A 26,820-nucleotide genomic window follows, 5' to 3' on the forward strand; every position below is an offset into this window, starting at 1 on the left:
CCCTTGCATGCGTCGTGCCGAAAGGGCTGCTGAGTGACCCGCCAGTACGTTATTATCCTGATCCTCGCGGTGCAGGTCTTCTGCGCCGCGGTGTTCATCATGAACATCCTTTCGTCCGTCGTGGGCTTTGCGCCGATCGACTGGGAACTGCACGAATATATCGAGATCGCGGCGGCGGTCGGTCTTGTCCTGGGCATCATCCTGGGGGGCGTGGCGCTGCGGCGCACCATGGTTCACGCCGCTCGGATGGAAGAAAAGCTGCGCGCCGCCTCCAGCGCCTTTTTCGATCTTGTCGATGTCCGCTTTGGCGAATGGGGCCTGACGCCTGCCGAATGCGACGTGGCGCTTTTCGCGATCAAGGGCTTCGGTATTGCCGAGATCGCGCAGTTGCGCGGCACCAGCGAGGGCACGATCAAGGCCCAGACCAATGCGATTTATCGCAAGGCCGGCGTCTCGGGGCGGCCGCAACTTCTCAGCCTGTTCATCGAGGATTTGATGACTGACGGGCCGATGACAGCCCGGCCGCAGGCGCGCGTTTAGTCCTTGGCGCGGTCGGCATAGAGGCGCAGCACTTCGAGCGGCACGATATCGAGCGCGCGCGCATGGGTCGCGGCAAGGTTGATGCGGGGGGCGCAGCCCTCGTCATGGGCCTGCATGAACCGCGCGGCGACAAGGCACCAGCGGTCGCCCGGTTTCAGCCCCGGAAAACGCCATTCGGGCCGCGGCGTCGACAGGTCGTTGCCCACGTATTTCGAGAAGGCCAGGAATTCGGCCGTCATCACCGCGCAGACGGTATGGCTGCCGCGATCCTCGGCGCAGGTATCGCAGGTGCCGGTGCGGAAGAATCCGGTCATCGGTGCGGTCGAGCAGGGTTCCAGCGGTTGGCCCAGCACGTTGAGCGACGGCTCCATTTCCATCACGGCAATCCTTTCGCGATCATGCGGAACATGGCGATGTCCTGCGCCTCGACACCAGCATCCTCGAACCCCCGGTCGGCGGCCGTGCGCACGATCACCACGCCGAGCGGGCGGATGATGTAGATATATTGCCCGTAGATCCCGCGCGCCATGAACTCGCCCGGCCCCGCGTCGTGGGGCACCCACCACTGGTAGCCATACCCCAACTCGTCGGGCGTGGTATTGGCGCTGGCCTTTGTCGAGGCGTCGATCCAGTCCGCCGGGACGATCTGTTGGCCCTGCCATTGCCCGCCATTGGCGATCATCTGGCCGAAGCGGGCATAATCGCGGGTGCGCATGTTCAGCCCGCCCAGCACGAAGGCCACGCCGTGCCCGTCTGTCAGGTAGACCGGGTCGGCCTCGAGCCCCAGCGGTTTCATGATTTTGGCATCCATCAGGTCGGGAATGGACTGCCCGGTCGCGCCGCGCAGCACCATGCCCAGCACATGCGTGTCGATAGAGACGTATTGCCATGACGTGCCGGGGGTGGCGCGGCGGGTCTTGATGCCGGCGGCGAAGGCATCCATCGAGCCGCCCAGTGCCAGCACCCGGCCCATCTTGTTGATGTCGGAATTGTAGTCGAGGTAATCCTCGTTGAAGGCCACGCCCGACTCCATCTGCAACACGTTGCGGATCGTCGCGCCGTCATAGGCCGAGCCGACAAGCAGCGGCGCGTATTTCGTGACCTGGTCGTCGAGGCTGGCGATCTTGCCCTCGGTCAGCTCGATTCCGATCAGCGCGGAAAGAAAGCTTTTCGCCATCGACCACGAGATGCGCAGATCCTCGGGCGCGGTGCCTTGCAGGTAATCCTCGTAGACCACGGTGCCGTTCTTCATCACCAAAAGCGAGGTCGCGTTGCGCTGGGTCAGCCAGTCGGTGACGGTGGGCGGCAGGGTGGCGGGCACGCCGGGGGGCAGGGGGCTGACCGGGCCTGCGCCGCGCGCCATCGCGGCGTGGTAGAAGAGATCCTGCATGTGGCTGAAATTGTGAACGATCTTGCCCTCCGAGAAGAGGCTGTTCACGGCCAGCAGGCGGCGGATGTCGTCGCGCTTCCAGACCCCGACCACGACAGCGGCCAGAACCAGCAGCAGCGTGATCCGCCGTATCCATCTCACGAACTTGCGCATTTCACCTTCCCCGTTTCGCCCCCGAGAATGACGGCCATGACGGCAAAGGCAAGGGGAGGCGGGCGCGTCAGGAACGGAAACGGTCGGCCAGTTTCTGCAGCGGGCTGCGGCTGTCCTGGGGCTCTGGTGCGGGGGTGGTCTTGGTTTTCGCGGCGGGCGGCGCAGTGCCACCGCCTGAGCGTGGCGGTGCGGTGCGCGCGGCGACTGCGTTCATGAACGCCGCGCCGTCGCCGGCCGCCAGCGCCGTCGCCCCGTCGGAAATGCCGCGCATCAGGTCGTCCAGCCAGTCGGCATCGGCCTTGGCAAAATCGTGCAGCACGTAAGCTGCCACCCGATCCTTGTGGCCGGGATGGCCGATGCCCAGCCGCACCCGGCCATAGCCCTCGCCCAGGTGCTGGTGGATCGAGCGCAGGCCGTTGTGCCCGGCATGGCCGCCGCCCTGTTTCAGCCGGCACTTGCCGGGGGCAAGGTCCAGCTCGTCATGGATGACGATAATGTCGGCAGGGGCGATCTTCAGGAAATCGGCCGCCGCGCGCACCGACTGGCCCGAGAGGTTCATGAAGGTCTCGGGTTTCAGCAGGATCACTTTCTCGCCGCCCAGCCGCCCCTCGGCCACCAGCCCCTGGAACTTCGACCGCCAGGGCGCAAAGCCGTGATCAGCGGCGATACGGTCCACCGCCATGTAGCCGATGTTGTGCCGGTTGCCCGCGTATTGCGCGCCCGGATTGCCAAGTCCGACGATCAGTTTCATGGGCGTTTCATAGTCGTTGCTGTGTTTAGGCGCGAGACAAAAGCAAACGGGGCCCGAAGGCCCCGCGCATCAAATCAGTTCTGAAGGAGGCGATCAGGCCTCTTCGGCCTCTTCGGCTTCGTCTTCGGCGCCGTCATCGGACAGCATCACGGTCGGGGCCGAGATGTTGGCAATCACGAAGTCACGGTCGATCACCGGCTTGACGCCGGCCGGCAGGGCCACGTTGGAGATGTGGATCACATCGCCAAAGTCGGTGCCATCGAGGTCGACAACGATATGCTCGGGGATCGAGTCGGCACGGACGTTGAATTCAACTTCCGAGCGCACGACAACCAGCACACCGCCGCGTTTGATTCCGCGCGATTTGTCGTGGTTCACGAACTCGACCGGCAGGAACATGTTCACGCGGGTCGAATCGGTCAGTCGCATGAAGTCGATGTGGACGGGCAGGTCCTTGACCACGTCGCGCTGAACCGAACGGCAGATGACATGGGCGTCCGGCTGGCCTTCGACCTTGAGGTTGAACAGCGTCGCCAGGAACCGGCCCTTGCGCAGCCGAGCCAACAGGTAGTCGAACGGGATGTTGATGGCGACAGGATCTTGTCCGCCGCCGTAGATGATGCCCGGTACTTGCCCGTCGCGGCGAGCTTGACGGGCGGCCCCCTTGCCTGTCCCCGTCCGTACCGTGGCGTGAAGATCAGTGATCTTGCCAGCCATGTGGTGTCTCCAATATGGGGGGCCCTCCTCCAAGGGTGTAGGGCCCGGTGAAGTCGCGCGTATAGAAGCCTTCGCGCCGAAAGAAAAGAGGGCCGTTCAGGGCCCCGTGCATTTTCCCGCTTGCCTTGACGCGGGCGCGCTGGCACCGCTCGCGCCATGTCATTGGTCGCGTCGCTCAGCCTTGCCCGTCGCCCTGCTACCGCCTTCGCGGTCGTCGGGGCGTTCTGGGGTGCCTTTGCGGCCTATGTTCCGGTGATCAAGGCGCGGCTGGGGGCGGATGACGGGCTTTTCGGCCTGCTGCTGCTGGGCTCGGCCACGGGCCTGCTGACGGCGATGTGGTTGGCGCCCGTGGTCGACCGTTGGCTGGGCGCGCGCGGCATGCAGGCGGCGGCAGTGCTGTTCGCATTGGCATGGTTCCTGCCGGGACTGGTGCATTCCGTCTGGCTGTTCCCGGTCGCGATGTTCGTGGTGGGCACCACCTCGGGCCTGCTGGATGTGATCATGAACAGCCGCGTCAGCGATCTGGAGGCGCGGCATGGCCGGTCGCTGATGAACGGGGCGCATGGCATGTTCTCGCTGGGTTACGGGCTGTCGGCGGTGCTGTGCAGCTTTACCCGCGAGGCGGGCCTGCCGCTGGAGGCGGTGATCGCGCTGCTGGCCACGATCACGCTGGTGCTGTTGCCGATGATGAAGACCGGGGTCGACAGGGTGGCGGCGGCCGAGGGGCACGTGGGCGGCTATCCCCTGTGGCCGATCCTGTTGTGCGGCGGCGTGACGCTGATCGCCTTCATGTCGGAGGCGACGGTCGAGGCGTGGTCGGCCCTGCATATCGAACGCACGTTGCACGGCGGCGCGGCCGAGGGCGCGTTGGGCCCGGCGATGCTGGGCCTGACCATGGCCTTCGGGCGCTTCGGCGGGCAGGTGGTGGCCGAGCGGATGGCGGAACTGGCGGTCATCGTGCGCGCGGCGGTCCTGTCGGCGCTGGGCGCGGCGATCGCGGCCACGGCGACAGGCCCCGCGATGGCCTATCTGGGTTTCGGGATCCTCGGGCTGGGCGTGTCGGTCATTGGTCCGATGGCGCTGGCGCTGGTGGGCAAGATGGTGGCGCCGCACCTGCGGACCGAGGCGATCAGCCGCGCGGCGGTGATGGGCTTTTCCGGCCTCTTCCTTGCCCCGGTCTTCATGGGCCTGCTCAGCCAGGCCTTCGGGCTGCGCGTGGCCTATGGCTGCGTGGCGCTGCTGTTGCTTGGCGCGCTGCCGCTGGCGCGCGCCATCGCCGCGCTGCGCCGCGCTCAGCCCGCCTGACGCAGCCAGAGCCGGCCATAGGGCGGCAGGGTGACAAGATTGTCGACCACCGCAAGCGGCGCGCCGCTGAGCAACTCGTCATAGCCCTGGCCGGGGGGCAGTTTCAGGCCCCAGGGGCTGATCTGGCGGGGCGTTTCGGTGAAGTTGAAGATGCAGCTGACCTTGCGGTCGTCGGCCAGCCTGTCAAAGGCGAAAAGGCCCCGGTCGCCCAGATCTACGATGCGCGTTGGCACCCATGAGGCCAGTTGCGGCGTGGCTTTGCGCACTGCCAGCAGACGCTGGACGGCGGCATGGATGCGCGCGGCGGGCGTGCGCTTGGTCGCCAGCCCCGCGACCACGCCCCAGTCCATCGCGGGGCGCTGCATCCAGCGGCCATCCTCGCGCAGTTCGGGGAAGTCCTCGAAGGCGTAGTCGTTGGTCAGCCCGATCTCGTCACCCATGTAGAGCAGCGGGATGCCCCCGAACGAGGCGATCAGCGCATGGCCCATCACGATGCGCGCAACAGCCAGGTCCAGTGCTTCTTCGTCATCTTCGTCCAGCGCCTTTTCAAGGCCTGCGAGGCTGGCAAAGCTGCCATTGGTGCGCCGGTCGCCGGTTTCCGGGTTGGACTGGAAATCGGCTCCGCGGGCAAAGCTGCCGGGAAAGCTGCCATTGTAGAAATCGGCAAGGAAGTTGCGGTGGCCCGGCCCGGTCATTGGTGGAACATGGGCCGCGTCCTCCTCCGTGATCGCCCAGCCGATATCGTCGTGACAGCGGATGTAGGTGGCGAAACAGGCGTGGCGCACGCTTTCGGGGAAATGGGTGGAGAGCACATAGGTCATCAGCCGCGTGTCGCGCGCGGCCAGTGATGACCAGTACTGCACCATGAGGTTGTTATGATAGGCCAGATGGCTTTCGCGGCCCTCATGGCGGCCCTGCCCAAGGTAGGGCACCAGATCGGTCGGCCCGACAATCGCCTCGGCCTTGCAGATGACCGCCGGGGCGGCAACGCGGATCGCCTGCACCAGCGCCTGCAGGATGTCGTGCACCTCGGGCAGGTTCTGACAGCCGGTGCCCATCCGCTTCCACATGAAGGCCACGGCATCGAGTCGGAATACCTCCACGCCCTTGTTGGCGAGAAACAGGATGGTGTCGAGGATGGCGAGAAAGACCTCGGGGTTTTCCCAGTTCAGGTCCCACTGGTATTCGTTGAACGTGGTCCAGACCCATTTGTTGAGATCCGGGTAGAAAGTGAAGTTGCCCGGCGCCTGCGCCGGAAAGATCTCGACCAGCGTGCGTTCGTATTGCCGCGGCAGCGTGGCATCGTCGAACATCCGGTAGAAGGCCTGATAGGCGGCCTCGCCCGCCCGCGCGCGCATCGCCCAGTCGTGCTCCTTGGCGGTGTGGTTCAGCACCATGTCGATGCATGGGCTGATGCCCGCGGCGCGGAAGGCGGCGCAGGCGGCCGCGAACTCGTCCATCGTGCCGAGGGCGGGGTTGATCGCGCGGTAGTCCATCACCGCGTAGCCGCCGTCCGACTGACCGGGGCGCGGCTTGAGGCAGGGCATCATGTGGGCATAGGTGATGCCGAGGTCCTGCAGGTAGGGAATGCGCGCGGGAAGATCGGCAAGCGTGCCTGCGAACTTGTCGATGTAGAAGACATAGGCCGCCATGTCCTGCGACAGGAACCAGTCGGGATCGACATCGCGGGCGAGGTCCAGCGCGCGCAGATCGGCAGTGCGCTCGGCCCAGTGCCGGGCCAGAAGCGCGCGCAGGCGTGGCAGCAGGGTGTCGAAGCCGGGCTGGTGGCCGTAGATGCGGCTCAGCGGCCCGGTCAGGTCGCGTTGGCCGCGTCGCCAACGCAGATCGAAAAGCATCGCGTCGTCGCCTGCGGGCGTGGCCGATTTCCTGCCCTTGCCGCCTGTTCGCGCCATTGCTGCCCTCCGCCTGACTTGCCGCTTCGCGACTATGGCACCTGCGCGTGTCAGGGCAAGATGTCAGGCCCAGCGGCCCTCGAAATCCTCGGGGACCATCACGGTGTCGCGGCTCATGTCGTGGATGTCGCGGCGGCCACAGAGCGCCATCGAGATGTCCATCTCGCGGTGCAGCACCTCCAGCGCCTTGGTCACGCCCTGCTCGCCCATCGCGCCAAGGCCATAGATGTAGGCCCGCCCGATCATCGTGCCCTTGGCCCCCAGCGCCAGCGCCTTCAGCACGTCCTGCCCCTTGCGGATGCCGCTGTCGAGCCAGACCTCGGTCTGGTCGCCCACCGCCTCGACGATGGCCGGAAGCGCGCGGATAGAACTGATCGCCCCGTCCAGCTGGCGGCCGCCGTGATTGCTGACGACAATCGCGTCGGCGCCGATCTCGACTGCCTTTTTCGCATCTTCGACGTCGAGAATCCCCTTCAGGATAACCTTGCCACCCCACTTTTCTTTCAGTCTTGCAACCATAGACCAATCCAGCCGGGGTTCGAACCCCTCGTTGGTCCAGGCCGCGAGCGAGGACATGTCGGTCGCGCTTTTCGCGTGGCCGACGATGTTGCGGAAGGTGCGCCGCTTGGTCTGCAACATGCCGAGGCCCCAGTGCCACTTCGTCGACAGGTTGATGATGTTGGCCAGCGTCGGCTTGGGCGGGGCCGAAAGGCCGTTCTTGATGTCCTTGTGCCGCTGGCCAAGGATCTGCAGGTCCAGCGTGATGACCAGCGCGGAAACGCCCGCCTTTTTCGACCGGGCGATGATGTTGTCGACGAAATCGACATCCTTCATCACATAAAGCTGGAACCAGAACGGGGCCTTGGTGTGCTCGGCCACGTCCTCGATCGAACAGATCGACATCGTGGACAAAGTGAAGGGAACGCCGAACTTCTCCGCCGCCTTCGCCGCCTTGATCTCGCCATCGGCCGATTGCATGCCGGTCATGCCGACGGGCGCCAGCGCCACCGGCATCGCCACGTCATGGCCGATCATGGTGGACCGCGTCGTGCGGTCGGTCATGTCGACTGCGACGCGCTGGCGGAACCTGATCTTGTCGAAATCCGAAGTATTCTCGCGGAACGTCTGTTCGGTCCAACTACCGCTTTCGCAGTAATCGTAGAACATCTTCGGCGCGCGGCGTTTGTAGATCCGCTTCAGGTCGTCAATCGTGGTAATGACGGGCATGGCAAGGCCTTTCTCCTGAATTGGTCAGGTTCTGCTACCAATGACGCCGGGTTCTGACAAGCGCCTCACGCGCCCGTGCTCGGCTTGGCGAAACGGCGGTCAGGCACGATCCACAGCACGGCCACCGCCACGACCAGCGCAAGCGCCCCCCAGTTAAAGACGAAGGCCAGCGGCAGCGCTGCGAGGTAGGCCAGGATCGACAGCGTATCCTTGGCGCGATTTCCAAGCGATTTGGCAAAATCCGAACCCTTGCCGTGCTGCGCGATCAGCGCGCGTTCCAGCAGGTTGTAGGCAAAGCCGCACATCAGCAGGTCCAGCGCGTAAAGCGCCATCGGGAAGTTCGCAAATTCGTTCTCGCCGACGAACGCAGTGGTGAACGGCAGCAGCGACAGCCAGAACAGCAGGTGAAGGTTTGCCCACAGCACCCAGCCGCCCACGTGATGCACGGCCTGGAACATGTGGTGGTGGTTGTTCCAATAGATGCCGACCATGACGAAGGACAGCACATAGGACAGGAACACCGGGATCAGCGGGATCAGCGCGGCGGGCCCATCACCGTGCGGCACCTTCAACTCCAGCACCATGATGGTGATGATGATGGCCAGAACGCCATCCGAAAACGCCTCGATCCGGCCCTTGTTCATGCCCGCTCCCCAGTCATATGGCCCGCAAAGACTAGGGGCCGCTGCGTGGCGCGGCAATATGGCATGCGCGCAGGGAAAGCGTTCAAATGCAAGATATCTTGCAGTGCCCGGTTAACCTTGCATTCGCCAATCGTCGGTTTGATCGGGGCGAAGTGCGGGGTAACGGGTGTGATGACGTCACAGGAAACGGACATTCAACAGGGATGGCGGCTGGTCGCGGCCTCGGTTCTTGTCCTGACCACGGCGATGGGCCTTGTTGCGCCGGAGGTCGTCAACCTTGCCGCACTGCCGGGGTGGCAGGGCCTTGTGTTGCGCTGGGCAATCTCGCTGGTCGTGGCGGCCGGCCTGCTGTTGCCGATGGTTCTGGGCTGCAGTCAGCGCAGCCTGCACGCCGTGCGCGCTCAACGCGAGCGGGCCGAGGCGCGATTGCGCTACATCGCTCGGCATGACCGGCTGACCGATCTGCGTAACCGCGACCGGCTGCTGGGGCTGATGGCCGAACGACTGGAAGCGGGCGAATGTCTGGATCTCGTGGTCGTCGACCTCGACCGGTTCAAGCCGATCAACGACCTGCATGGCCACAAGGCCGGCGACAGGCTGCTTTGCGCCGTGGCCGACCGCATTCGCGCGCTCTGTGGCCCGGCCGATCTGCCCTTTCGGCTGGATGGCGGCAAGTTTGCAATGTTGATCGCAGCCAATGGCACCCGGGCCGAGCATCTTGCAACGGCGCTGTCCGCCAGCCTTGCGCGGCCGTTCGATATGCCGAACCGGACCGCGCAATTGGGCTGCAGGATCGGCATTGCGCGCTCGGGTCCGGGGCTTGCGCCCGCCGACATTGTCCAGAATGCGGAAGATGCGATGCACAAGGCGCGCGCCACCGCTGGCGCAATTTGCGTCCGCTACGATCTGGCACTGCGCGACATGCTGCGCGAAAAGGCCAGCTTCGAGGCGGACCTGCGCGAGGCTATCGCGCATAACAGGATCGTCCCCTATTTCCAGCCGATCTATGCCATCGACGGGCGCGCCATCGTCGGGTTCGAGGTGCTTTCGCGTTGGCTGCATCCGGTGCGCGGCTTCGTGCCGCCCGACCGTTTCATCGCGCTGGCCGAGGATCTGGGCCTGCTTGACCGTCTGAGCGATCAGGTTTTGCGCCGCGCCTGTGCCGCGATGGCGCGGCTCGACCGCCGGCTGGACATGTCGTTCAACATCTCGCCCTCGCAATTCGGCAATCCGATGCTGCCGGGCCGGATAAAGGCCATTCTTGACGAGCACGGCATCGCGCCGGCGCAGTTGGAGATCGAGATCACCGAGCATGCAGTGGTCAGCGATGTTGAACAGGCCCGCCACATCATCGCCGAGTTGATCGGGCTGGGCATCCGCATCTCGCTTGATGATTTCGGGACCGGGCAATCCAGCTTGGCGACCCTGTCGCAGTTTCCATTCCAGAAGTTGAAGATCGACCGCAGCTTTATCGCCAGCGTCGATTCCAGCCCGCAGAACGCCAAGATCGTGTCCGGCGTGCTGGCGCTTGCAGCCTCGTTGAACATGAACGTCACCGCCGAAGGCATCGAAAGCGAGGGCGAGCTGGAATTCCTGCGTGCGCATGCCTGCGGTTTGGGGCAGGGCTACCTTTTCAGCCGGCCGTTGCCCGAGGCCGAGTTCGAGTTGCTCGTCTCTATGACAGGGCAGGCCACCGCGCCGGCCGCAGTACCGGTTACCGTGCCGCTGCACCGCAAGACCGGGTAATTGCGTGGTCCGATCAGGCCGCGTGTGCGCCTTCGGCCAGCGATGCGACAAAGCCCAGCACCTCTGCCGTGCTTCGGCCCTCACCGATCATCTTGACGATGGCAGAGCCAACCACGGCACCATCGGCGACGCTGGCGATATCCCGCGCCGCCTCTGGCGTAGTAATGCCGAAGCCCACGATGACCGGCAGGTCGGTCGCCGCCTTGATCCGCGCCACCTCGGGGGCCACCTCGGCGCTTTGCGCCGCCGCGGCGCCGGTGATGCCGGTGATCGAGACATAGTAGACGAAGCCGCTGGTATTCTGCATCACGCGCGGCAGCCGCCGATCGTCTGTCGTGGGCGTGGCCAGCCGGATGAAGTTCAGCCCTGCCGCCTGTGCGGGCAGGCACAGCTCGGCATCCTCCTCGGGCGGCAGGTCGACCACGATCAGTCCGTCGATGCCCGCCTCCTGCGCCTCGGCCAGAAACCGGTCGACGCCACGCGAATAGATCGGGTTGTAATAGCCCATCATCACGATCGGCGTCGTCTGATCCGTTTCGCGCAGCGCGCGCGCCATATCCAGCGTCTTGGCCAGCGTCTGGCCGCCCGCAAGCGCCCGCTGCCCGGCCAGCTGAATCGTTGGACCATCGGCCATCGGATCGGTGAAGGGCATCCCCAGCTCGATGATGTCCACGCCCGCGCCCGGCAAGCCACGCACGATCTCCAGCGAGGTAGCGTAATCGGGATCGCCCGCCATCACGTAGGCCACGAAGGCCTTGCGCCCAGCGGCCCGCAACTCGGCGAATTTCGCGTCAATCCTCGACATGGCTGTCCCCTGTTACCCTTGTCGCGTCTGTGCGCGATGGGCGGGGGAAAATCAATGCCCCTGCGGCCCGTCCCCGGCGCCGGGCATGGTCGAAATGATCCATGCCGTGCCAAAGCGGTCGCGAACCATGCCGAAGCCGGGGGAAAAGAACGTCGGCCCGAAGGGATTGACGACAGCACCACCCTCGGCCAGCCGGTCGAACACTGCCTGCCCGCGCGCCACGTCCGGCGCCGTCTGCATCACGCTGAAGCCCGCCTGCGGGTCGCCCTCCACGCCTGGCGGATAATCAGAGGCCATCAACGTGCCGTCGCCCAGCGACACCTGTCCGTGCAGGATGCGCTGGCTGCCGGCCCAGTCCGCCTGCGCGTCCGGCCCCTCGCCATAGCGCATCATCTGCAGATCGGTGCCGCCGAAGACATCGGCGTAAAAGGCCAGCGCCTCGGCGCATTGGCCTCGAAAATGCAGATAGGGCATTGTCGGCATCTCAGGTCTCCTTGGGGTCGTCAGTCAGGACCATCCAGCGGATGCCGAAACGGTCCGTCAGCGCACCCATGCCAGGGGTGAAGAACTCGGCCTTGAAGGGCATCCGCACCGTGCCCCCCTCGGCCAACCCGTCGAATACCGCACGGGCCTTGTCGACGGTCGGAAAGCTGATCGCCAGCGAACTGCCCGCCATCGCGGCCGTTTCGCCCATCACGTCGTCGGCGCCGTAGATCCAGCCCTCACCCACCTTCAGTGCTCCGTGCATGACAAGGTGCTGCACTTCGGCAGGCATCATCGCGCCGGCGGGCGAGGCGGCCACGGTCAGGATTTCGGGTGCCTCGGCATCAAAGACATCGGCATAATGCGTCAAAGCCGCGGCGCAATCGCCGCGAAAGAAAAGGTAGGGGATCGGGGTGGGTTGCATGCATCGCGCTCCGTCGGTCTGGCCAGACATTGCCCGAAATCGTGCGATCGTGGCAAATGAAACGTAGCGATACGGCACGCATGCTGTAATCTGCCTGCCAGCACTGCAATCCGAGCGCCATGGCCACGATCCGTTTCACCGCCAACCTGTCGAAACACCGTGACACACCGGTGATCACCGCTGCGGGGACCAACGTGCGCGCGGTGATTGATGAGGGCCTTGCTGCCGATCCGTTGCTGAAGTCTTACGTGCTGGACGAACAGGGGCGGCTGCGCAAGCACGTCAACATCTTCGTCGACGGCCAGATGATTGCCGACCGCGCGGGCCTGTCGGACCCGGTCGACCCAGAGGCCGAACTTTACGTGATGCAGGCGCTTTCGGGAGGATAGCCATGGATCATCTGCACGTCGCAACCCGCAAGGGCCTTTTTCGGTTCGACAGGCGCGGCACGGGCTGGGTGCTGGCGGGCCAGCCCGCCTTTCTGGCAGAGCCAGTCAGCGCGATGCTGGACGATCCGCGCGACGGCACGCTTTACGCGGCGCTGCATCACGGCCATTTCGGCTGCAAGCTGCACCGCTCGGACGACCGGGGCGCGACATGGCGCGAATTGCCGACGCCCGCCTACCCGAAATCCGACGCACCCGACGCCAAGGCGCTTTTCATGATCTGGACGCTGGTCCCCGGCGGCGCCGACCAGCCCGGCACGATCTGGGCCGGGACCATCCCCGGCGGCCTTTTCCGCAGCGACGATCGCGGCGAAAGCTGGGTCTTGAACGAAGCGCTCTGGAACCAGCCCTCGCGCCCCGGCTGGTTCGGCGGCGGCTATGACGATGCCGGCATCCATTCGATCCTGGTCGACCCGGCCGACAGCGCCACGATGCTGGTGGGCATTTCCTGCGCGGGCACGTGGCTCACGCATGACGGCGGCGCCAGCTGGCAGGTGGTGGGCAAGGGGATGATGGCCGAATACCTGCCGCCAGAGCGTGCCGACGATCCGGTGGGCCAGGACCCGCACCTGTTGCAGGCCTGCGCGGCCGATCCCGCGCGGGTCTGGTGCCAGCACCATTGCGGCATCTATGTCAGCTCCGACCGCGGCCATACCTTCACCGAGATCAAGGAGGCCGGCCCCTCGACCTTCGGCTTTGCCGTGGCCGCCCACCCGACTCAGGCCGACACCGCCTGGTTCGCCCCGGCGGTGAAGGATGCCTCGCGTGTTCCGGTGGACGGCAAGCTGGTGGTGACCCGCACCGATGACGGCGGTCGCACCTTCCGAACGCTCTCGCGCGGGCTGCCAGAGTTGTCCTACGACCTCATCTACCGTCACGCGCTGGTCTGCGACGCGACCGGAACCGCGCTGGCGATGGGCTCGACCACCGGAAATCTCTGGACCAGCGACGACGGCGGCGAAAGCTGGACGCAGCTTCACGCCAACCTGCCCCCCATCGCACAGGTCGCCTTCGCCTGAGCCCCCTGGGCACCTTTCTTCTGGCCTGAAATACTCCGGGGGGAGCGCAAGCGGGGGGCAGCGCCCCCCTCTGCCGCCCGTCCGGGGCGCTTGCCTAACCGGCCCCCGCGCCGTATCAGCGCGGCCGGAACACCCGGGAGTGACGTGCGATGGGCTTCAAGATGGGAATCGTGGGGATGCCCAATGTGGGCAAATCGACGCTCTTCAATGCGCTGACGCGGACGGCGGCGGCGCAGGCGGCGAACTTTCCCTTCTGCACGATCGAGCCGAACGTGGGCGAGGTCGCGGTGCCCGATGCGCGCCTCGACAAGCTGGCCGAGATCGCCCATTCGAAACAGATTATCCCCACCCGGATGACCTTCGTCGATATCGCCGGGCTGGTGAAGGGCGCGTCCAAGGGCGAGGGGCTGGGCAACCAGTTCCTCGCCAATATCCGCGAATGCGATGCCATCGCGCATGTGCTGCGCTGCTTCGAGGATGACGACATCACCCATGTCGAGGGCCGGGTCGACCCGGTCGCCGATGCCGCGACGATCGAGACCGAGTTGATGCTGGCCGACCTCGAATCGGTCGAGCGGCGGCTGGCCAACCTCAGCCGCAAGGTGCGCGGCGGCGACAAGGAGGCGCTCGACCAGGTGCGCCTGCTCGAGGCCGCGCAGGCCGCGCTGAACGAGGGCAAGCCCGCCCGCACCGTCACCGTGGCCGACGAGGACCGCAAGGCGTGGCGAATGCTGCAACTGCTGACGACCAAACCGGTGCTTTACGTCTGCAACGTCGAGGAATCCTCGGCCGCGACCGGCAATACCCAGTCGGCCCGCGTGGCCGAGATGGCTGCGGCCGAGGGCAACGCGGCGGTGGTGATCTCGGCCCGGATCGAAGAGGAGATCAGCCAGCTCGACGACGAGGAGGCGCAGATGTTCCTCGAGGAAATGGGGCTGCACGAGGCGGGCCTCGACCGGCTGATCCGCGCGGGATACGAGCTTTTGCACCTGCAGACCTACTTCACCGTCGGCCCGAAAGAGGCGCGCGCCTGGACGATCCCGGCGGGCACGCTGGCGCCGCAGGCCGCGGGGGTGATCCACGGCGATTTCGAGCGCGGGTTCATCCGGGCCGAAACCATCGCCTACGATGACTTCGTGAGCTTGGGTGGCGAGGTGCCGGCGAAGGAAGCGGGCAAGATGCGGGCCGAGGGGAAAAGCTACGTCGTCAAGGACGGCGACGTGATGCATTTCCTCTTCAACACCTGAGCGGTCCGCCGCCCTAGGGCACCACCACGATGGACCCGACATGCGCCTTGTCCAGAAAGGCGCGCTGGGCGGCGTGCAACTCCCTCAAGGGATAAGTGGCGGCAAGCTGCGGGCGCACCTGCCCGCGTTCGACCATCCTGACGAGGCGCGCCATGTTGCCCGGCGGCACGATGGTGGCGCCCATTAGCCGCAAATCCTTGTAGATCAGGTCGCGCAGGTCGAATTGCACCACCGGCCCGCCCAGCGCGCCCGAGGCGGCATAGCGCCCGCCCTGCCGCAGCGCGCCGATCAGCCCGGCAAAGACCGCGCCGCCGATCACGTCGATGGCCGCCTCCACCGGCCCGCCCGCCGCTGCGCGGATACGCTCGGCAAGATCGGGCGCGCGGCTGTCGACCACCGCGTCGCAGCCCAGCGCGCGCAGCCGGTCGGCCTTGGCGGGTGCGGCAAGGCCGATCACCCGTGCGCCGGAGGCATGGGCCAGTTGCACCGCCAGCGTGCCCACCCCGCCAGAGGCGCCGGCGACGACCACCGTCTCGCCCGGGCGCGGCGCGGTCTTGCCGACAAGGTTGTCGGCGGTGGTCAGCCCGCAGGGCAGGGTGGCCAGTTCGGCATCCGGCAGGTCGGTCTCGATGGCATGGGCATTGGCGGCGCGGATGACCGAGTATTGGGCAAAGCCGCCGTCGCAATCGGTGCCGTAATAGGGCGCGTTTGCGGGGTTCAGCCAGTCGCCCGCACCCAAGAGCCATGGATCGACCAGCACGCGCTCGCCCACGCGGGCGGCGTCCACGCCGGCGCCCACGGCCACGATCCGGCCCACCGTGTCGGCCCCCTGGATCAGTGGAAAGGGAATGGGTTTGCCCGTCCAGGTGCCGGTTTCCATGGCGATGTCGGCCAGTCCCGCGCTGCCCGCCGCGGCATCGACGCCCGCCGTCGCCGCGCGGGAATACCAGCCGATGCGGGTGTTCACGTCGGTGGCGTTCAGCCCGCAGGCCCCGACGCGGATCAGCACCTCGCCCGGCCCCGGGTCGGGGCGGGGCACGTCGGTGCGCCAGACCAGCCGGCCCATGTCGCCATGCCCGGTCAGGACCATGGCCTGCATCGTCTCGCCCATCACCCGTGCCCTCCTGCCGTGCCGCGTTACCCGGGGTAAGGTGCGCGGGCGGGCCGCGTCAACCGGCCCGGCTCAGTCCAGCGTCACGACCTCGCCCAGCGCGGGGCACTGCGTGGCATGTCCGCGTTCCGTCAGGGCCACCTGCATGCCCGCCATGCCGCGGTCAGGGTCGCCATGCACCAAGAAGGTCTTGCGCGGTTGCCCGGTATGGGCGTGCCAGTCCAGCAGTTCGGGCTGGTCGGCATGGGCGGAAAACCCGTTGATGGTGTGAACATGCGCCTTGACGGCGATGGTCTCGCCGAAAAGCCGCACCGATTTCGCACCGTCGACGATGCGCCGGGCCAGCGTGCCGGGGGCGGCGAAGCCCACGAAGACGACGCTGCTGTCGCGCCGCCAGAGATTGTGGCGCAGGTGGTGCAGCACCCGCCCGCCGGTACACATGCCCGAGCCGGCCATGATCACCGCGCCACCGTGGATGCTGTTGATCTCCATCGAGTGGGTGCGGTCGCGGGTGAAGGCCAGCGCCGGCAGGCCGAACGGATCATGCCCCTTGCGCAGCAGGCGAGCGAATTCCGGGCGGAAGGCCTGCGGGTAATGCGCGAAGATATCGGTTGCCGAGATCGCCATAGGGCTGTCGAGAAAGACCGGCATCGTGCCGGGCAGCTTGCCCTGCTGGACCGCGCGCGCCAGCACGAAAAGCACCTCCTGCGCGCGTTCCATCGCGAAGGTCGGGATCACCGCGTTGCCGCCGCGCTTCAGGGCGTCCTGCACCGCCGTGACCAATTCGTCGACGGAAGCGTCGAAATCGCGGTGGCGGCGGTCACCATAAGTGGTTTCGATCACCACGTAATCGGCTTCTGGCGGCGGAGTGGGATCGGGCAGCACCGGGTGACCGCGATTGCCGATGTCGCCGGAAAAGACGATGCGGCGGGACAGGCCGCCTTCGGTCACGTCAAGGACCAGCGCGGCAGAGCCCAGGATGTGGCTGGCATCGATGAAGGTGACCTGCACGCCGGGGCCAAGGTCAAGCGGTCTGCCGTAATCGGCGCTGCGCCCAAAACGGTCGAGGGCGGCCAGCGCGTCGGCGATGCCGTAGAGCGGCGCGCGCGCCTTGCGGCCGCGGCGGCGCAGCGGGCGGGAATGCCGCTCTGCCTCTTCCTCCTGCAGATGGGCGGAATCGAGCATTACCAGCCGGGCCAGTTCGCGGGTGGCGGCGGTGGCCACGATCTCGCCCCGAAAACCGCGGCTGACCAGCAGCGGGATGCGCCCGCAATGGTCCAGATGGGCATGGGTCAGAAGCAGCACGTCGATCTCGGCTGGGTCAAAGCCGAAGGGCCCCGCATTTTCGATCTCGGCGTCGTGGCTCCCCTGGAACAGGCCGCAATCGACAAGGATGCGCAGCCCGCCCGCCTGCAGCAGGTGGCACGATCCGGTCACGCCCCGGTCGGCGCCGTGAAACGACAGCTGCATCGGCCTTCCTCCTAGTCGAACAGCGGCTGGCCGCGGGCGCGGTACCAGCCTGCGATGTGGGCGAACGCCTCGCCCGCGGTGGTGGCGAAGTGGAAAAGAGCGCGATCGGCGGGCGCGATGACGCCCTCGGCGACCAGAAAGTCGAAGTTCACCGCCTGCGACCAGAATTCCGGGCCGATCAGCACCACCGGCAACGGTGGCATCTTGCGGGTCTGGATCAGCACCAGCGTCTCGAACAGCTCGTCGAAGGTGCCGTAGCCGCCGGGAAAGGCCACCAGCGCGCGGGCGCGTTGCAGGAAATGCAGCTTGCGCAGGGCGAAGTAGTGAAACTGAAAACACAGGCCCGGCGTCAGGTAAGGGTTCGGGAACTGTTCATGCGGCAGCGCGATGTTCAGGCCGACGGAGGGTGCCCCTTCCGCCCAGGCGCCGCGGTTGGCCGCCTCCATGATGCCGGGCCCGCCGCCCGTCATCACCGCGATGCGTTCGCCGTGGGGCCGGTCGCCACGCGCCGCGATCAAGGCCGCGAACTCGCGCGCGATGTCGTAGTAGTGCGCCTTGGCGGCGAGGCGGCCGGCAATGGCGCGGTCGCGCTGGCGGTCGGGATCGTCGGGTGCCTCGGCCAGCCGCGCCTCGGCCTCGGCCACAAGGCGCGCCGCCGCCTGCGGTTCGCAGATGCGGGTGCTGCCGAAGACGACGACGGTATGTCCGATGCCATGCGCGGCCAGCCCAAGTTCGGTCTTGAGGTAGTCAAGCTCCAGCCGGGGACCGCGCACCGCGTCGCTGCCGAGGAAATCGGGATCGTCCTCGGCCATCCGGTAGCTGGGGTTCTCCATCGTGCTGCGGATGCGGGCGGGCGCGTCGGGATCGTCGCGCGGCTCTTTCGGAACCTGCCAGGGCAGGGTGCCGTCATTGGGCGGCGGGGTGGCAGGGTCGGCCTTGCGCGACATGCGGTCAGGATGAACGCGCACCGCGCGCTGTCAAGAATCTGTTGCAGCCGGGGCGTAAGCGGGTGGCCAGCCGCGCAAGGCAGGGTTCGCCTGCCGGTGTCGCCCGGCCATCCTGAATGGAGAGATGAGATGAAAACGAAATACGCGCTGTTCCTGACGGCGAGCGCCGCGGCGGTCATGATCGCCTCGGGCGCCTCGGCCCAGAGCATGGACGAGCTGATTGCCGGCGCCAAGGCCGAGGGCCAGCTGACCACCATCGCCCTCCCGCATGACTGGTGCGGCTACGGTGCCGTCATCGACGGTTTCAAGGCGAAATATCCCTTCATCACCGTCAACGAACTGAACCCCAACGCGGGCTCGGGTGACGAGATCGAGGCGATCAAGGCCAACAAGGGCAACATGGGCCCGCAGGCGCCCGACGTGATCGACGTGGGCCTGGGCTTTGGCCCGCAGGCGGTGGCTGATGGTCTGCTCGCCCCCTACAAGGTGTCGACCTGGGACGAGATCCCCGATTCGGCCAAGGATGCAGACGGTTACTGGTACGGCGACTATTACGGCGTGCTGGCCTTCGGCGTGAACAAGGACATCGTCACCGACGAGCCCACCAGCTTTGCCGACCTGATGGATGGCAAGTACAACGCCGCCGTCGCCATTCCGGGCGATCCGCGCACCGGCAACTCCACCATGATGACCGTCTATGCCGCGGGCCTGTCGCAGCAGCCCGGTTCGGCCGGTGCCGACGCGCTGAACGCGGGCATCTCCTACTGGAAGGCGATGAAGGAAAACGGCAACCTCGTGCCGGTCAATGGCTCGGCCCAGAACCTGGCGCAGGGCACCACGCCGATCTACTTCGACTGGGACTACAACCTGCTGGCGATGCGCGACAAGCTGGCCGGCAACCCGCCGGTCGACGTGGTCGTGCCCTCCGACGGCGTTGTCGCGGGCGTCTACATCCAGGCGATCTCGGCCTACGCGCCGCACCCGAACGCGGCCAAGCTGTGGATGGAATACCTCTACTCGGACGAAGGTCAGTTGCTGTGGCTGGCGGGCTACTGCCACCCGATCCGGTTCAACGCCCTCGCCGCCGCGGGCAAGCTGCCCGCCGACCTGATGGCGAAACTGCCGGCGGCCGACAACTACGCCAAGGCGGTGTTCCCGTCGCTGGACGAACAGGCCGCCGCCAAGACCGCCACGGCCGACAACTGGGCCACCCAGATGGGCGCGCAATAAGCGCGGCCCCGGCCTGATCGGCCCGAAAGCCGTGCCGGGCGGCGGGAGCAGTCCCGCCGTCCGGTTTCACCATTTAACAGACGCGGTCCGGGGCAGGATGGACCGCAGGGGACGACGGACAGCATGACAGCCATGACAGAGGCCGGAACTGCCGCAGGATTGCGCGAAAGCGCGCCGCAGCCCCGCGCGGGCGTGCCGGCGCGCGGACGATGGGACTGGCTGGGGGCGGTGCCGTTCCTGGCCTTCGTCATCATCTTCATGTTGGCCCCCGTGAGCTACCTGATCATCGGCGCCTTCCAGACGCCCAAGGGGGCGTTCACGCTGGGCAACATCGCCGACCTCGCCTCGCCCAACATCGCCGCCTCCTACTGGCTTTCGATCCGGCTCAGCCTCGCCTCGGCGCTGATCGGCACGGTGACGGGGCTGATGCTGGCCTGGGCGGTGGTGCTGGGCGGGCTGCCGGGCTGGGTCAGAAGTGCGGTGACCACGTTTTCCGGCGTCGCCTCGAACTTTGCCGGCGTGCCGCTGGCCTTCGCCTTCATCGCCACGCTGGGGCGCATCGGCCTTGTGACGGTGATCCTGCGCAAGGTGTTCCACATCAACCTTTATGCGACCGGGTTCTCGCTCTTCTCGTTCTGGGGCCTGGCGCTGACCTACCTCTATTTCCAGATGCCCCTGATGCTGCTGGTGATCACGCCAGCGCTGGAGGGCCTCAAGCGCGAATGGGAAGAGGCCGCGGCCAGCCTAGGCGCCAGCCGCCTGCAATACTGGCGCTTCGTCGGCGCGCCGGTGCTGGCGCCCTCGGTGCTGGGCTGTTTCCTGCTGCTGTTCGCCAATGCCTTCGGCACTCTGGCCACGGTCATCGCGCTGACCGGGTCGAACTTCTCGGTCGTGCCGATCCTGCTGTTCCAGCAGATCCGGGGCAACGTCCTTTACAACCCGAACCTCGGCTACGCGCTGGCGGTGGGAATGATCGCGATCATGATCGTGACCAACACCGCCTACCTCGTGCTGCGCACCCGCGCCGAAAGGTGGCAGAAATGACCCGCCGCTTTCCCATCCTGCCCACGCTGATCGTGCTGGCCGGGGCCGCCTATTTCCTGGTGCCCCTCTACGCCGCGTTCCAGTTCTCGTTGCAGATGAAACGGGGCGAGCTGTCGTTCGAAGCCTACCGTTCGGTCTTTGAAAGCAGCACGTTTCTCAGCACGCTGACCTTTTCCACCGTGGCCTCGGCGGCGGCGATCTTTTTCGGCGCGGTGCTGGTGGTGCCCACGGCCTACTGGGTGCGGCTGAAGCTGCCGAAACTGCGCCCGGTGGTCGAGTTCCTGTCGCTGCTGCCGCTGATCATTCCGCCCGTGGTGCTGGTCTTCGGCCATATCCGCCTCTTCGGCTCCAACTCGATCCTGCCGCTGACGATGTCGAGCTGGGGTACCAACATCCTGCTGGTGATCGGCTATGTCGTGCTGTCGATGCCCTACATGTTCCGCGCGGTCGACAACGGCATGGCCTCGATCGACATCGCCACGCTGACCGAGGCCGCCGAAAGCCTTGGCGCCTCGCGGCTGCGCACGATCATCGACGTGATCTTTCCCAACGTGCGCTCGGCCATCGTGTCGGGGGCGTTCCTGACCTTCTCGATCAGCCTGGGCGAGTTCGTGCTGGCCAGCCTGCTGAACCGTCCCGCCTTCGGCCCCTACATGGTGCAGCTGGGGCAGGATTACGCCTACCAGCCCGCCGCGCTGGCGATCATGAGCTTCGCGCTGACCTGGATCCTGATGGCGCTGATGCAGATGGCCGCGACGCGCAAGCCTGGCCAGCGCCTGTTCCGCCCCTCCCGTTCCCTTGCCGCGAGCAAGAGCCAATGAGTTTCCTGACCATCTCCGCCCTGCGCAAGAGTTTCGGCGCCAACACCGTCGTCAAGGAGTTCGATCTTGGCGTGCAAAAGGGCGAGTTCATCTCGCTGCTCGGCCCCTCGGGCTGCGGCAAGACGACGGTGTTGCGCATGGTCGCAGGGTTCGAGACGCCCAGCGCGGGGCGCATCCATATCGACGGGCAGGACGTGACGGCGCTGCGCCCCAACCAGCGCAACATCGGCATGGTGTTTCAGGCCTACGCGCTGTTCCCCAATCTCAGCGTGGCCGAGAACGTGGCCTTCGGGCTGCGCGCGGCACGGGTTCCCAAGCCGCAGATCGCCGCCCGCGTGGCCGAGATGCTGGAGCTGATCGGCCTGCCCGACCTTGGCGGGCGCTACCCGTTCCAGCTGTCGGGCGGGCAGCAGCAGCGCATCGCGCTGGCCCGCGCGCTGGCCGTGCAGCCGCGCGTGCTGCTGCTGGACGAGCCGCTTTCGGCGCTCGACGCCAAGATCCGCGTGTCACTGCGCACCGAGATCCGCGAGATCCAGCGGCGGCTGGGCATCACCACGATCTTCGTCACCCACGACCAGGAAGAGGCGCTGTCGATGTCCGACCGCGTGGTGGTGATGAACGGCGGCATCGCCGAGCAGGTGGGCGCGCCCTTCGAGATCTACAACCAGCCCGCGACGCGGTTCGTCGCGGGGTTCGTCGGCACGCTGAACACGCTTCAGGCCACCGTGGCCGATGCGCAGACCGGCACGCTGTCGCTGGATGGCCAGCATGTGCGGCTGGGCCGGGCGCTAAAGGTGCCGGCGGGCAGCGCGGTCAGCGTGGCGCTGCGCCCCGAGGCGGTGCGGCTGGGCCGGGCCGAGGGGCTGGACGTGGTGCTGAAGGCCCGCATCGACGAGGTGAACTTCCTCGGCTCGGTCATCCGCATCCGTGCCGACATGGGGGTGGGCAAGGTTTCGCTCGACACGTTCAACCGGGCCGACGCGCCGCCGCCGCCGGTGGGCAGCGAGGCCGAGGTGAGCTTTGCCGCGCGCGACGCGATCGTGCTGGATCACTGACGCCGGGCCGCTTGTCCGAGCGCGGGTTTTCGGCCACCCTCAAACCCCGATGCGGCATTAGACATGCCGCTTGCCGGGGGTGCCGCCGTTGACCGGACTTGCCATATCACTTCCCACGCTGGAGACCGAACGGCTGGTCCTGCGCCCGCCGGCCCTGCGCGATTTCGAGGCCTATGCCGCCTTTCTTGCCTCCGACCGCGCGGCGGGCATCGGCGGACCGCGCCCGCGCGACATGGCCTTCGGGGATTTCTGCGCGCTGATCGGGCACTGGCACCTGCGCGGCTATGGCCGTTGGGTGGTCGCCGACCGCCACACCGACGCAGCACTTGGCGTCGTCGGCCTGATGCTGCCCGAGGGCTGGCCGGAACCCGAGATCGCATGGTCGGTCTTTGCCGGGGCCGAGGGGCGAGGCATTGCCCGCGAGGCGGCGATCCGGGCACGGCGCTATGCCTACGAAACGCTGGGCTGGACGCGCGTCGTCAGCTGCACGAAGGCCGACAACTTGCGCTCGATCGCGCTGGCGCGGCGGCTGGGGGCGGTTCACGAATATGACCACGACCATCCCCGGCATGGCCGGCTGCTGGTCTGGCGGCACCTGTCACCAGCCGAACTGGGGATGTGACGGGGGCGCGCTGTTTGGCAGCAGCGATGCCGGGGTTCCGCCCAAGAATCGGGCAGCCGCGCGTTCGCTTGGCACCTTGCCGTCACATGCCGCTTGACCTGCGCCCGAATCGCTCGCAGCATCCTCATATCTGAACATTTCTACGGCATCCGCGCCCCGCTCTCCTGACGGCCCCCGGCCTTCGGGGGATGGGGCGTTTTCGTGTGGGGAAACGCATGAAGACGCGTATCGAGATCGGCCTGCTTTACTCGCGTTCGGGCAGCTATGCGCTGATCGGCGAGGCGTGCCGCACCGGGGCGCTGGCCGCGATGGACGAGATCAACGCCGACCCCGCGCAGCCCTTTACCCTTGTCCCGGTCGAGCGTGATCCGGGCGGCAACATCGACCTTTACGCGCCCATGTGCGAGGACATCCTGCGCGGGTCGGGCGCACGCCACGTCATCGGCTGCGTCACCTCGTGGAGCCGCAAGGAGGTGATCCCGGTCCTGGAACGGATGGGCGGCACGCTGTGGTACGCGGTGCCCTACGAGGGGTTCGAGGCGTCCGACCATGTCGCCTATACCCATGCCTGCCCCAACCAGCACCTGTTGCCGCTGCTGGACTGGGCGATGCCGGCCTACGGGCGGCGCGCCTATCTGGTCGGCTCGAATTACATCTGGGGTTGGGAGATGAACCGGCTGGCGCGCGCGCGCGTCGCGGCCGCGGGCGGCGAAGTGCTCGGCGAGCGGTACCTGCCGATCGGCGACACGGACGTGGCGCGGATGATCGACGAGATTCGCGCGACCCGGCCCGCCTTCATCCACAACGCACTGATCGGCCCGTCGTCTTATGCCTTCATGGCGGCGATGCGCCGGCTGGCGGACGAGGATGCACGCTTTGCCCCCGACCGTTGCCCGGTCCTGTCGTGCAACATGACCGAATGCGAGCTGCCCGCGATGGGCGACGATGCCGCGGGACTGATCGCCGCCGGGCCCTATTTCCGCGGCGCTGGCGGCTGGCCGGGGCGCGACGGCTTCGGCTCTTCGCACGAGGCGGCGGCCCATGCGGCTGTGCACCAGCTGGCGGGCCTGCTGGCCGGGGCGCCCGCGCGGGCCAGTGCACCGCTGGCCGACCTGTTGCAGGCGCCGCTGCCCGCCGGTTGCGCCATCGACCCGCAGACGCATCACACTACGCTTCCGGTCCTGATCGCGCAGGTGAAGGACGGCGCATTCCGGGTGCTTTCGCGGCAGGCGGCGGTGGCGGGCGACCCCTACCTTGCGCAGGACCGCGGCCAGCCCCGGCCGGCCTTGCGGGTGGTGTCATGAGCGGGCGGTTGCAGGTGCCCCCCTTGGGCGGCGCCCGCGCGCTGATCGTGCACCGGCCACACGTCGTGGTGCAGGCGCTGGGCCGCCAACTGACGGCGATCGGCCTGAAGGTCGATACCGCATGGCCCGAGGCGGGTGCCGCGGCGCTAAGCGCCGATTTCGTCTTCTACGATGCCGACATGGGCCATGATGGCCAGTTTCCCTGGGCGCCGGGCGCGGGCCCCGTGCCGATGATCGCGCTGATCGGGTCCGAGGCGCCGGGGCGGATCGAATGGGCGCTGCGGATGGGCGCGGATGCGCAACTTCTCAAACCAGTGGGCGATGGCGGGGCCTATTCGGCCCTGCTGATCGCGCGGGTGGCGTTCGAGGCGCGCCAGCGGCTGGCGGCCGAGGTGGCGGGGCTGAAGGCCCGTATCGACGCGCGCCAGACGGTGGTGCACGCGGTCGTGCTGCTGATGGGGCAGGGCCGCGACGAAAGCACGGCGTTTGACCATCTGCGCCAGCTGGCGATGCGCTGGCGCGTCAGTTTCGAGGCGGCGGCGGAACGGGTCGTGGCGCAACTTGACCCGCAGGAGGCCGATCATGGCCGACGCCGCAGTCGTTGATCCGCGCCGCCCGGCCGGGGCCCTGTCGCGGCTGGCCCGGCACAAGCTGGCGCTCTTCGGGCTGGCCGTGATCGTGGTGATTGCCGCTGCGGCGATCCTTGCGCCACTGGTCGCGCCCTTTGCCCCGGACGAACAGAACTTCGATGGCCTGACACTTCAGGGCTCGCCCCTGCCGCCGGGGGGCACCTACCTTCTGGGCACCGACCTGCTGGGCCGCGACCTGCTTAGCCGGATCATCTGGGGCGCGCGCACCTCGCTGATTATCGGGATCGCCGCCAATGGCATGGCGCTTCTGATCGGGACATTCGTGGGCGTGATCGCGGGCTATTTCCGCGGCTGGGTGGGCGCGGTGCTGATGCGCTTTACCGACCTGATGATGGCCTTTCCGGCACTCCTGCTGGCGATCTGCCTTGCGGCCATCTTTCAGCCCTCGCTGTGGATCGTGGCGCTGGTGATCGCGCTGGTGAACTGGGTGCAGACGGCGCGGGTGATCTATACCGAGACCTCGTCGCTGGCCACGCGCGACTTCGTGGCGGCCGAACGCACGCTGGGCGCCAGCACGGGCCGCATCCTGTGGCGGCACATCCTGCCGCACCTCGTGCCCACGATCATCGTCTGGGGCACGCTGGGCATTTCCACCACGGTGCTGCTGGAGGCGACGCTAAGCTACCTTGGCGTCGGCGTGCAGCCGCCCACGCCCAGCTGGGGCAACATCATCTTCGAGAACCAGACCTATTTCCAGACCGCGCCCTGGCTGGTCTTCGTGCCGGGGGCCGCGATTTTGCTGCTGGCACTGGCCTTCAACCTTGTGGGCGATGCGCTGCGCGACGTGCTGGACCCGACGCTGCGGGGGTCCGACCGATGACGGCCTACCTTCTGCGACGGCTGGTGCAATCGGCGCTGATCCTGCTTGGCGTCAGCTTCATCACATTTTTCCTGCTTTACGTCCTGCCCGCCGACCCGGTGCGCCAGATCGCGGGCCGCGCGGCGACGCAGCAGACGGTCGAGAACATCCGCCACCAGCTGGGTCTCGATCAGCCCTTCGTGGTGCAATACATCCGCTACCTTGGCGGGCTGATGCAGGGCGACATGGGCCGCAGCTACCTGCAAAAGACTGAGGTGGCGAGCCTGATCGCCGCGCGCCTGCCGCCGACGCTGCTTCTGATGGCCGCGGGCATCTTCTGCGAACTGGTGCTGGGCCTGACGATGGGCGTCATCGCCGCGCTGCGCCGGGGCCGCGCCGCCGATACCGGGCTGATGATCACCTCCTTCGTCGCGGTCTCGGCGCCGCAATTCCTAGTCTCGCTCCTGCTCCTCTACGTCTTTGCCGTGCGGCTGTCGTGGTTTCCCATCGGCGGTTACGGCACCTTCCGGCACCTCGTGCTGCCCGCCGTCACCCTCGGCATCTTGGGGTCGGGCTGGTACGCGCGGATGATGCGGTCGAGCATGATCGAGGTGCTGCGCGCCGATTTCATCCGCACTGCGCGGGCCAAGGGCCTGACGCGCGCGCGCGTCATCCTGCGCCACGCGCTGCCCAACGCCATCCTGCCGGTGATCGCGATGATCGGCATCGACATCGGCATCTTCATGGGCGGCGTCGTGGTGGTGGAAAGCGTTTTCGGCTGGCCGGGCATCGGCCAGCTGGCATGGCAGGCGATCCAGCGCGTCGACATTCCCATCATCATGGGCGTCACGCTGGTTTCGGCCTGCGCCATCGTCGCGGGCAACCTGATTGCCGACCTGATCGCCCCGGCGATCGACCCCCGCATCCGCATTCGTTGAAACTGTCCAACCAAACGGG

28 protein-coding genes are annotated in these 26,820 nt (G+C 67.0%); 15 read left to right on the plus strand and 13 right to left on the minus strand.

The features are described 5' to 3' along the window. Nucleotides 1-33: 33 nt before the first annotated feature. Entirely contained in the window at nt 34-540 is a 507-nt protein-coding gene (locus tag GC146_RS02140) for a helix-turn-helix transcriptional regulator (RefSeq protein WP_291833716.1), read from the plus strand. Here GC146_RS02140 and GC146_RS02145 read toward each other — a convergent pair. From GC146_RS02145 to GC146_RS02160, 4 genes are all read right to left on the minus strand, one after another. Next, entirely contained in the window at nt 537-917 is a 381-nt protein-coding gene (locus GC146_RS02145) for a DUF2237 domain-containing protein (protein ID WP_291833718.1), read from the minus strand. The genes GC146_RS02140 and GC146_RS02145 overlap by 4 nt on opposite strands. Continuing rightward, nucleotides 917-2,083 (minus strand): serine hydrolase, encoded by a 1,167-nt coding sequence (locus GC146_RS02150; protein ID WP_291833721.1) that lies wholly within the window; start codon nt 2,081-2,083, stop codon nt 917-919. The genes GC146_RS02145 and GC146_RS02150 overlap by 1 nt, the downstream gene beginning before the upstream one ends. A gap of 67 nt (nt 2,084-2,150) precedes the next feature. Beyond that, the gene (gene pth, locus GC146_RS02155; RefSeq protein ID WP_291833724.1) at nt 2,151-2,834 is read right to left on the minus strand and encodes an aminoacyl-tRNA hydrolase; all 684 of its coding nucleotides are present in this window, start codon (nt 2,832-2,834) and stop codon (nt 2,151-2,153) included. A gap of 93 nt (nt 2,835-2,927) precedes the next feature. Next, entirely contained in the window at nt 2,928-3,551 is a 624-nt protein-coding gene (locus GC146_RS02160; RefSeq protein WP_291833727.1) for a 50S ribosomal protein L25/general stress protein Ctc, read from the minus strand. A 156-nt stretch (nt 3,552-3,707) separates the two neighbouring features. Between GC146_RS02160 and GC146_RS02165 the strand changes: the two genes are divergently transcribed. Further along, the gene (locus GC146_RS02165) at nt 3,708-4,856 is read left to right on the plus strand and encodes an MFS transporter (RefSeq protein ID WP_291833730.1); all 1,149 of its coding nucleotides are present in this window, start codon (nt 3,708-3,710) and stop codon (nt 4,854-4,856) included. On the opposite strand, the gene GC146_RS02170 is transcribed toward GC146_RS02165, so the two are convergent. The 3 genes from GC146_RS02170 to GC146_RS02180 all read right to left on the minus strand — a co-directional run bounded on the left by GC146_RS02170 (nt 4,844) and on the right by GC146_RS02180 (nt 8,640). Further along, complete coding sequence (locus GC146_RS02170) at nt 4,844-6,769, minus strand: alpha-amylase family glycosyl hydrolase (RefSeq protein WP_291833733.1); 1,926 nt, start codon at nt 6,767-6,769, stop codon at nt 4,844-4,846. The genes GC146_RS02165 and GC146_RS02170 overlap by 13 nt on opposite strands. Nucleotides 6,770-6,832: 63 nt before the next feature. Beyond that, nucleotides 6,833-7,996 (minus strand): alpha-hydroxy acid oxidase, encoded by a 1,164-nt coding sequence (locus GC146_RS02175; RefSeq protein WP_291833736.1) that lies wholly within the window; start codon nt 7,994-7,996, stop codon nt 6,833-6,835. 65 nt (nt 7,997-8,061) lie between these two features. Continuing rightward, nucleotides 8,062-8,640, minus strand: a complete 579-nt coding sequence (locus tag GC146_RS02180; protein ID WP_291833739.1) for a TMEM175 family protein — start codon at nt 8,638-8,640, stop codon at nt 8,062-8,064. 171 nt (nt 8,641-8,811) lie between these two features. On the opposite strand from GC146_RS02180, the gene GC146_RS02185 reads away from it, so the two are divergent. Next, nucleotides 8,812-10,386, plus strand: coding sequence for a bifunctional diguanylate cyclase/phosphodiesterase (locus GC146_RS02185; RefSeq protein ID WP_291833741.1), 1,575 nt, complete (start codon nt 8,812-8,814; stop codon nt 10,384-10,386). A gap of 13 nt (nt 10,387-10,399) precedes the next feature. Here GC146_RS02185 and trpA read toward each other — a convergent pair whose 3' ends face one another. From trpA to GC146_RS02200, 3 genes are read right to left on the minus strand one after another with little or no spacing between them, the layout of a single operon-like run. Then, nucleotides 10,400-11,191 carry a tryptophan synthase subunit alpha gene (trpA, locus tag GC146_RS02190; protein ID WP_291833745.1) on the minus strand — a complete coding sequence of 264 codons (792 nt, stop codon included), beginning with the start codon at nt 11,189-11,191 and terminating at the stop codon, nt 10,400-10,402. Between the two features lie 51 nt (nt 11,192-11,242). Further along, on the minus strand, nt 11,243-11,674 hold the full coding sequence (locus GC146_RS02195; RefSeq protein ID WP_291833749.1) for a VOC family protein: 432 nt from the start codon (nt 11,672-11,674) through the stop codon (nt 11,243-11,245). A gap of 1 nt (nt 11,675) precedes the next feature. Further along, on the minus strand, nt 11,676-12,098 hold the full coding sequence (locus GC146_RS02200) for a VOC family protein (RefSeq protein ID WP_291833751.1): 423 nt from the start codon (nt 12,096-12,098) through the stop codon (nt 11,676-11,678). A 119-nt stretch (nt 12,099-12,217) separates the two neighbouring features. Here GC146_RS02200 and GC146_RS02205 point away from each other — a divergent pair, with 119 nt between their 5' ends. The 3 genes from GC146_RS02205 (at nt 12,218) to ychF (ending at nt 14,810) form a co-directional block, all read left to right on the plus strand. Beyond that, on the plus strand, nt 12,218-12,487 hold the full coding sequence (locus GC146_RS02205; protein ID WP_291833754.1) for a MoaD/ThiS family protein: 270 nt from the start codon (nt 12,218-12,220) through the stop codon (nt 12,485-12,487). A 2-nt stretch (nt 12,488-12,489) separates the two neighbouring features. Then, nucleotides 12,490-13,563: a sialidase family protein gene (locus tag GC146_RS02210; protein WP_291833757.1), complete on the plus strand. Its 1,074-nt coding sequence runs from the start codon at nt 12,490-12,492 to the stop codon at nt 13,561-13,563. A 149-nt stretch (nt 13,564-13,712) separates the two neighbouring features. Next, nucleotides 13,713-14,810: a redox-regulated ATPase YchF gene (gene ychF, locus GC146_RS02215; protein WP_291833760.1), complete on the plus strand. Its 1,098-nt coding sequence runs from the start codon at nt 13,713-13,715 to the stop codon at nt 14,808-14,810. Nucleotides 14,811-14,823: 13 nt separating this feature from the next. Here the strand turns inward: ychF and GC146_RS02220 are convergent, their stop codons facing one another. From GC146_RS02220 to GC146_RS02230, 3 genes are all read right to left on the minus strand, one after another. Further along, nucleotides 14,824-15,921: a zinc-binding dehydrogenase gene (locus tag GC146_RS02220; RefSeq protein WP_291833763.1), complete on the minus strand. Its 1,098-nt coding sequence runs from the start codon at nt 15,919-15,921 to the stop codon at nt 14,824-14,826. 72 nt (nt 15,922-15,993) lie between these two features. Continuing rightward, nucleotides 15,994-17,391 (minus strand): MBL fold metallo-hydrolase, encoded by a 1,398-nt coding sequence (locus GC146_RS02225; RefSeq protein WP_291833765.1) that lies wholly within the window; start codon nt 17,389-17,391, stop codon nt 15,994-15,996. A gap of 11 nt (nt 17,392-17,402) precedes the next feature. Then, complete coding sequence (locus GC146_RS02230; RefSeq protein ID WP_291833768.1) at nt 17,403-18,338, minus strand: LOG family protein; 936 nt, start codon at nt 18,336-18,338, stop codon at nt 17,403-17,405. A 129-nt stretch (nt 18,339-18,467) separates the two neighbouring features. Between GC146_RS02230 and GC146_RS02235 the strand changes: the two genes are divergently transcribed. From GC146_RS02235 to GC146_RS02275, 9 genes are all read left to right on the plus strand, one after another. Further along, a complete protein-coding gene (locus GC146_RS02235) occupies nt 18,468-19,568 on the plus strand; it encodes an ABC transporter substrate-binding protein (RefSeq protein ID WP_291833771.1) in 1,101 nt (366 codons plus the stop codon). Nucleotides 19,569-19,826: 258 nt separating this feature from the next. Next, nucleotides 19,827-20,612 (plus strand): ABC transporter permease subunit, encoded by a 786-nt coding sequence (locus GC146_RS02240; protein WP_291835705.1) that lies wholly within the window; start codon nt 19,827-19,829, stop codon nt 20,610-20,612. Then, nucleotides 20,609-21,433: an ABC transporter permease subunit gene (locus tag GC146_RS02245; protein WP_291833774.1), complete on the plus strand. Its 825-nt coding sequence runs from the start codon at nt 20,609-20,611 to the stop codon at nt 21,431-21,433. Before GC146_RS02240 ends, GC146_RS02245 begins: the two co-directional genes overlap by 4 nt. Continuing rightward, complete coding sequence (locus GC146_RS02250; RefSeq protein ID WP_291833776.1) at nt 21,430-22,488, plus strand: ABC transporter ATP-binding protein; 1,059 nt, start codon at nt 21,430-21,432, stop codon at nt 22,486-22,488. Before GC146_RS02245 ends, GC146_RS02250 begins: the two co-directional genes overlap by 4 nt. Before the next feature lie 88 nt (nt 22,489-22,576). Beyond that, nucleotides 22,577-23,110: a GNAT family N-acetyltransferase gene (locus GC146_RS02255; RefSeq protein ID WP_291833779.1), complete on the plus strand. Its 534-nt coding sequence runs from the start codon at nt 22,577-22,579 to the stop codon at nt 23,108-23,110. Between the two features lie 215 nt (nt 23,111-23,325). Continuing rightward, the gene (locus GC146_RS02260; protein ID WP_291833781.1) at nt 23,326-24,414 is read left to right on the plus strand and encodes a transporter substrate-binding protein; all 1,089 of its coding nucleotides are present in this window, start codon (nt 23,326-23,328) and stop codon (nt 24,412-24,414) included. Then, nucleotides 24,411-25,019, plus strand: a complete 609-nt coding sequence (locus GC146_RS02265; RefSeq protein ID WP_291833784.1) for an ANTAR domain-containing protein — start codon at nt 24,411-24,413, stop codon at nt 25,017-25,019. The genes GC146_RS02260 and GC146_RS02265 overlap by 4 nt, the downstream gene beginning before the upstream one ends. Continuing rightward, nucleotides 24,997-25,884: an ABC transporter permease gene (locus tag GC146_RS02270; protein WP_291833787.1), complete on the plus strand. Its 888-nt coding sequence runs from the start codon at nt 24,997-24,999 to the stop codon at nt 25,882-25,884. Before GC146_RS02265 ends, GC146_RS02270 begins: the two co-directional genes overlap by 23 nt. Continuing rightward, the gene (locus GC146_RS02275; RefSeq protein ID WP_291833790.1) at nt 25,881-26,801 is read left to right on the plus strand and encodes an ABC transporter permease; all 921 of its coding nucleotides are present in this window, start codon (nt 25,881-25,883) and stop codon (nt 26,799-26,801) included. The genes GC146_RS02270 and GC146_RS02275 overlap by 4 nt, the downstream gene beginning before the upstream one ends. Nucleotides 26,802-26,820: the final 19 nt, after the last annotated feature.

This window comes from Limimaricola sp. (genome assembly GCF_016125575.1).
GTDB lineage: Bacteria > Pseudomonadota > Alphaproteobacteria > Rhodobacterales > Rhodobacteraceae > WGLM01.

Bases quoted from the DNA above. Each gene is read 5' to 3' on its own strand.
- GC146_RS02145 (WP_291833718.1), bottom strand. From the start codon at position 917: ATGGAAATGGAGCCGTCGCTCAACGTGCTGGGCCAACCGCTGGAACCC.
- GC146_RS02150 (WP_291833721.1), bottom strand. From the start codon at position 2,083: ATGCGCAAGTTCGTGAGATGGATACGGCGGATCACGCTGCTGCTGGTT.
- pth (WP_291833724.1), bottom strand. From the start codon at position 2,834: ATGAAACTGATCGTCGGACTTGGCAATCCGGGCGCGCAATACGCGGGC.
- GC146_RS02160 (WP_291833727.1), bottom strand. From the start codon at position 3,551: ATGGCTGGCAAGATCACTGATCTTCACGCCACGGTACGGACGGGGACA.
- GC146_RS02165 (WP_291833730.1), top strand. From the start codon at position 3,708: ATGTCATTGGTCGCGTCGCTCAGCCTTGCCCGTCGCCCTGCTACCGCC.
- GC146_RS02170 (WP_291833733.1), bottom strand. From the start codon at position 6,769: ATGGCGCGAACAGGCGGCAAGGGCAGGAAATCGGCCACGCCCGCAGGC.
- GC146_RS02175 (WP_291833736.1), bottom strand. From the start codon at position 7,996: ATGCCCGTCATTACCACGATTGACGACCTGAAGCGGATCTACAAACGC.
- GC146_RS02180 (WP_291833739.1), bottom strand. From the start codon at position 8,640: ATGAACAAGGGCCGGATCGAGGCGTTTTCGGATGGCGTTCTGGCCATC.
- GC146_RS02185 (WP_291833741.1), top strand. From the start codon at position 8,812: ATGACGTCACAGGAAACGGACATTCAACAGGGATGGCGGCTGGTCGCG.
- trpA (WP_291833745.1), bottom strand. From the start codon at position 11,191: ATGTCGAGGATTGACGCGAAATTCGCCGAGTTGCGGGCCGCTGGGCGC.
- GC146_RS02195 (WP_291833749.1), bottom strand. From the start codon at position 11,674: ATGCCGACAATGCCCTATCTGCATTTTCGAGGCCAATGCGCCGAGGCG.
- GC146_RS02200 (WP_291833751.1), bottom strand. From the start codon at position 12,098: ATGCAACCCACCCCGATCCCCTACCTTTTCTTTCGCGGCGATTGCGCC.
- GC146_RS02205 (WP_291833754.1), top strand. From the start codon at position 12,218: ATGGCCACGATCCGTTTCACCGCCAACCTGTCGAAACACCGTGACACA.
- GC146_RS02210 (WP_291833757.1), top strand. From the start codon at position 12,490: ATGGATCATCTGCACGTCGCAACCCGCAAGGGCCTTTTTCGGTTCGAC.
- ychF (WP_291833760.1), top strand. From the start codon at position 13,713: ATGGGCTTCAAGATGGGAATCGTGGGGATGCCCAATGTGGGCAAATCG.
- GC146_RS02220 (WP_291833763.1), bottom strand. From the start codon at position 15,921: ATGGGCGAGACGATGCAGGCCATGGTCCTGACCGGGCATGGCGACATG.
- GC146_RS02225 (WP_291833765.1), bottom strand. From the start codon at position 17,391: ATGCAGCTGTCGTTTCACGGCGCCGACCGGGGCGTGACCGGATCGTGC.
- GC146_RS02230 (WP_291833768.1), bottom strand. From the start codon at position 18,338: ATGTCGCGCAAGGCCGACCCTGCCACCCCGCCGCCCAATGACGGCACC.
- GC146_RS02235 (WP_291833771.1), top strand. From the start codon at position 18,468: ATGAAAACGAAATACGCGCTGTTCCTGACGGCGAGCGCCGCGGCGGTC.
- GC146_RS02240 (WP_291835705.1), top strand. From the start codon at position 19,827: ATGTTGGCCCCCGTGAGCTACCTGATCATCGGCGCCTTCCAGACGCCC.
- GC146_RS02245 (WP_291833774.1), top strand. From the start codon at position 20,609: ATGACCCGCCGCTTTCCCATCCTGCCCACGCTGATCGTGCTGGCCGGG.
- GC146_RS02250 (WP_291833776.1), top strand. From the start codon at position 21,430: ATGAGTTTCCTGACCATCTCCGCCCTGCGCAAGAGTTTCGGCGCCAAC.
- GC146_RS02260 (WP_291833781.1), top strand. From the start codon at position 23,326: ATGAAGACGCGTATCGAGATCGGCCTGCTTTACTCGCGTTCGGGCAGC.
- GC146_RS02265 (WP_291833784.1), top strand. From the start codon at position 24,411: ATGAGCGGGCGGTTGCAGGTGCCCCCCTTGGGCGGCGCCCGCGCGCTG.
- GC146_RS02270 (WP_291833787.1), top strand. From the start codon at position 24,997: ATGGCCGACGCCGCAGTCGTTGATCCGCGCCGCCCGGCCGGGGCCCTG.
- GC146_RS02275 (WP_291833790.1), top strand. From the start codon at position 25,881: ATGACGGCCTACCTTCTGCGACGGCTGGTGCAATCGGCGCTGATCCTG.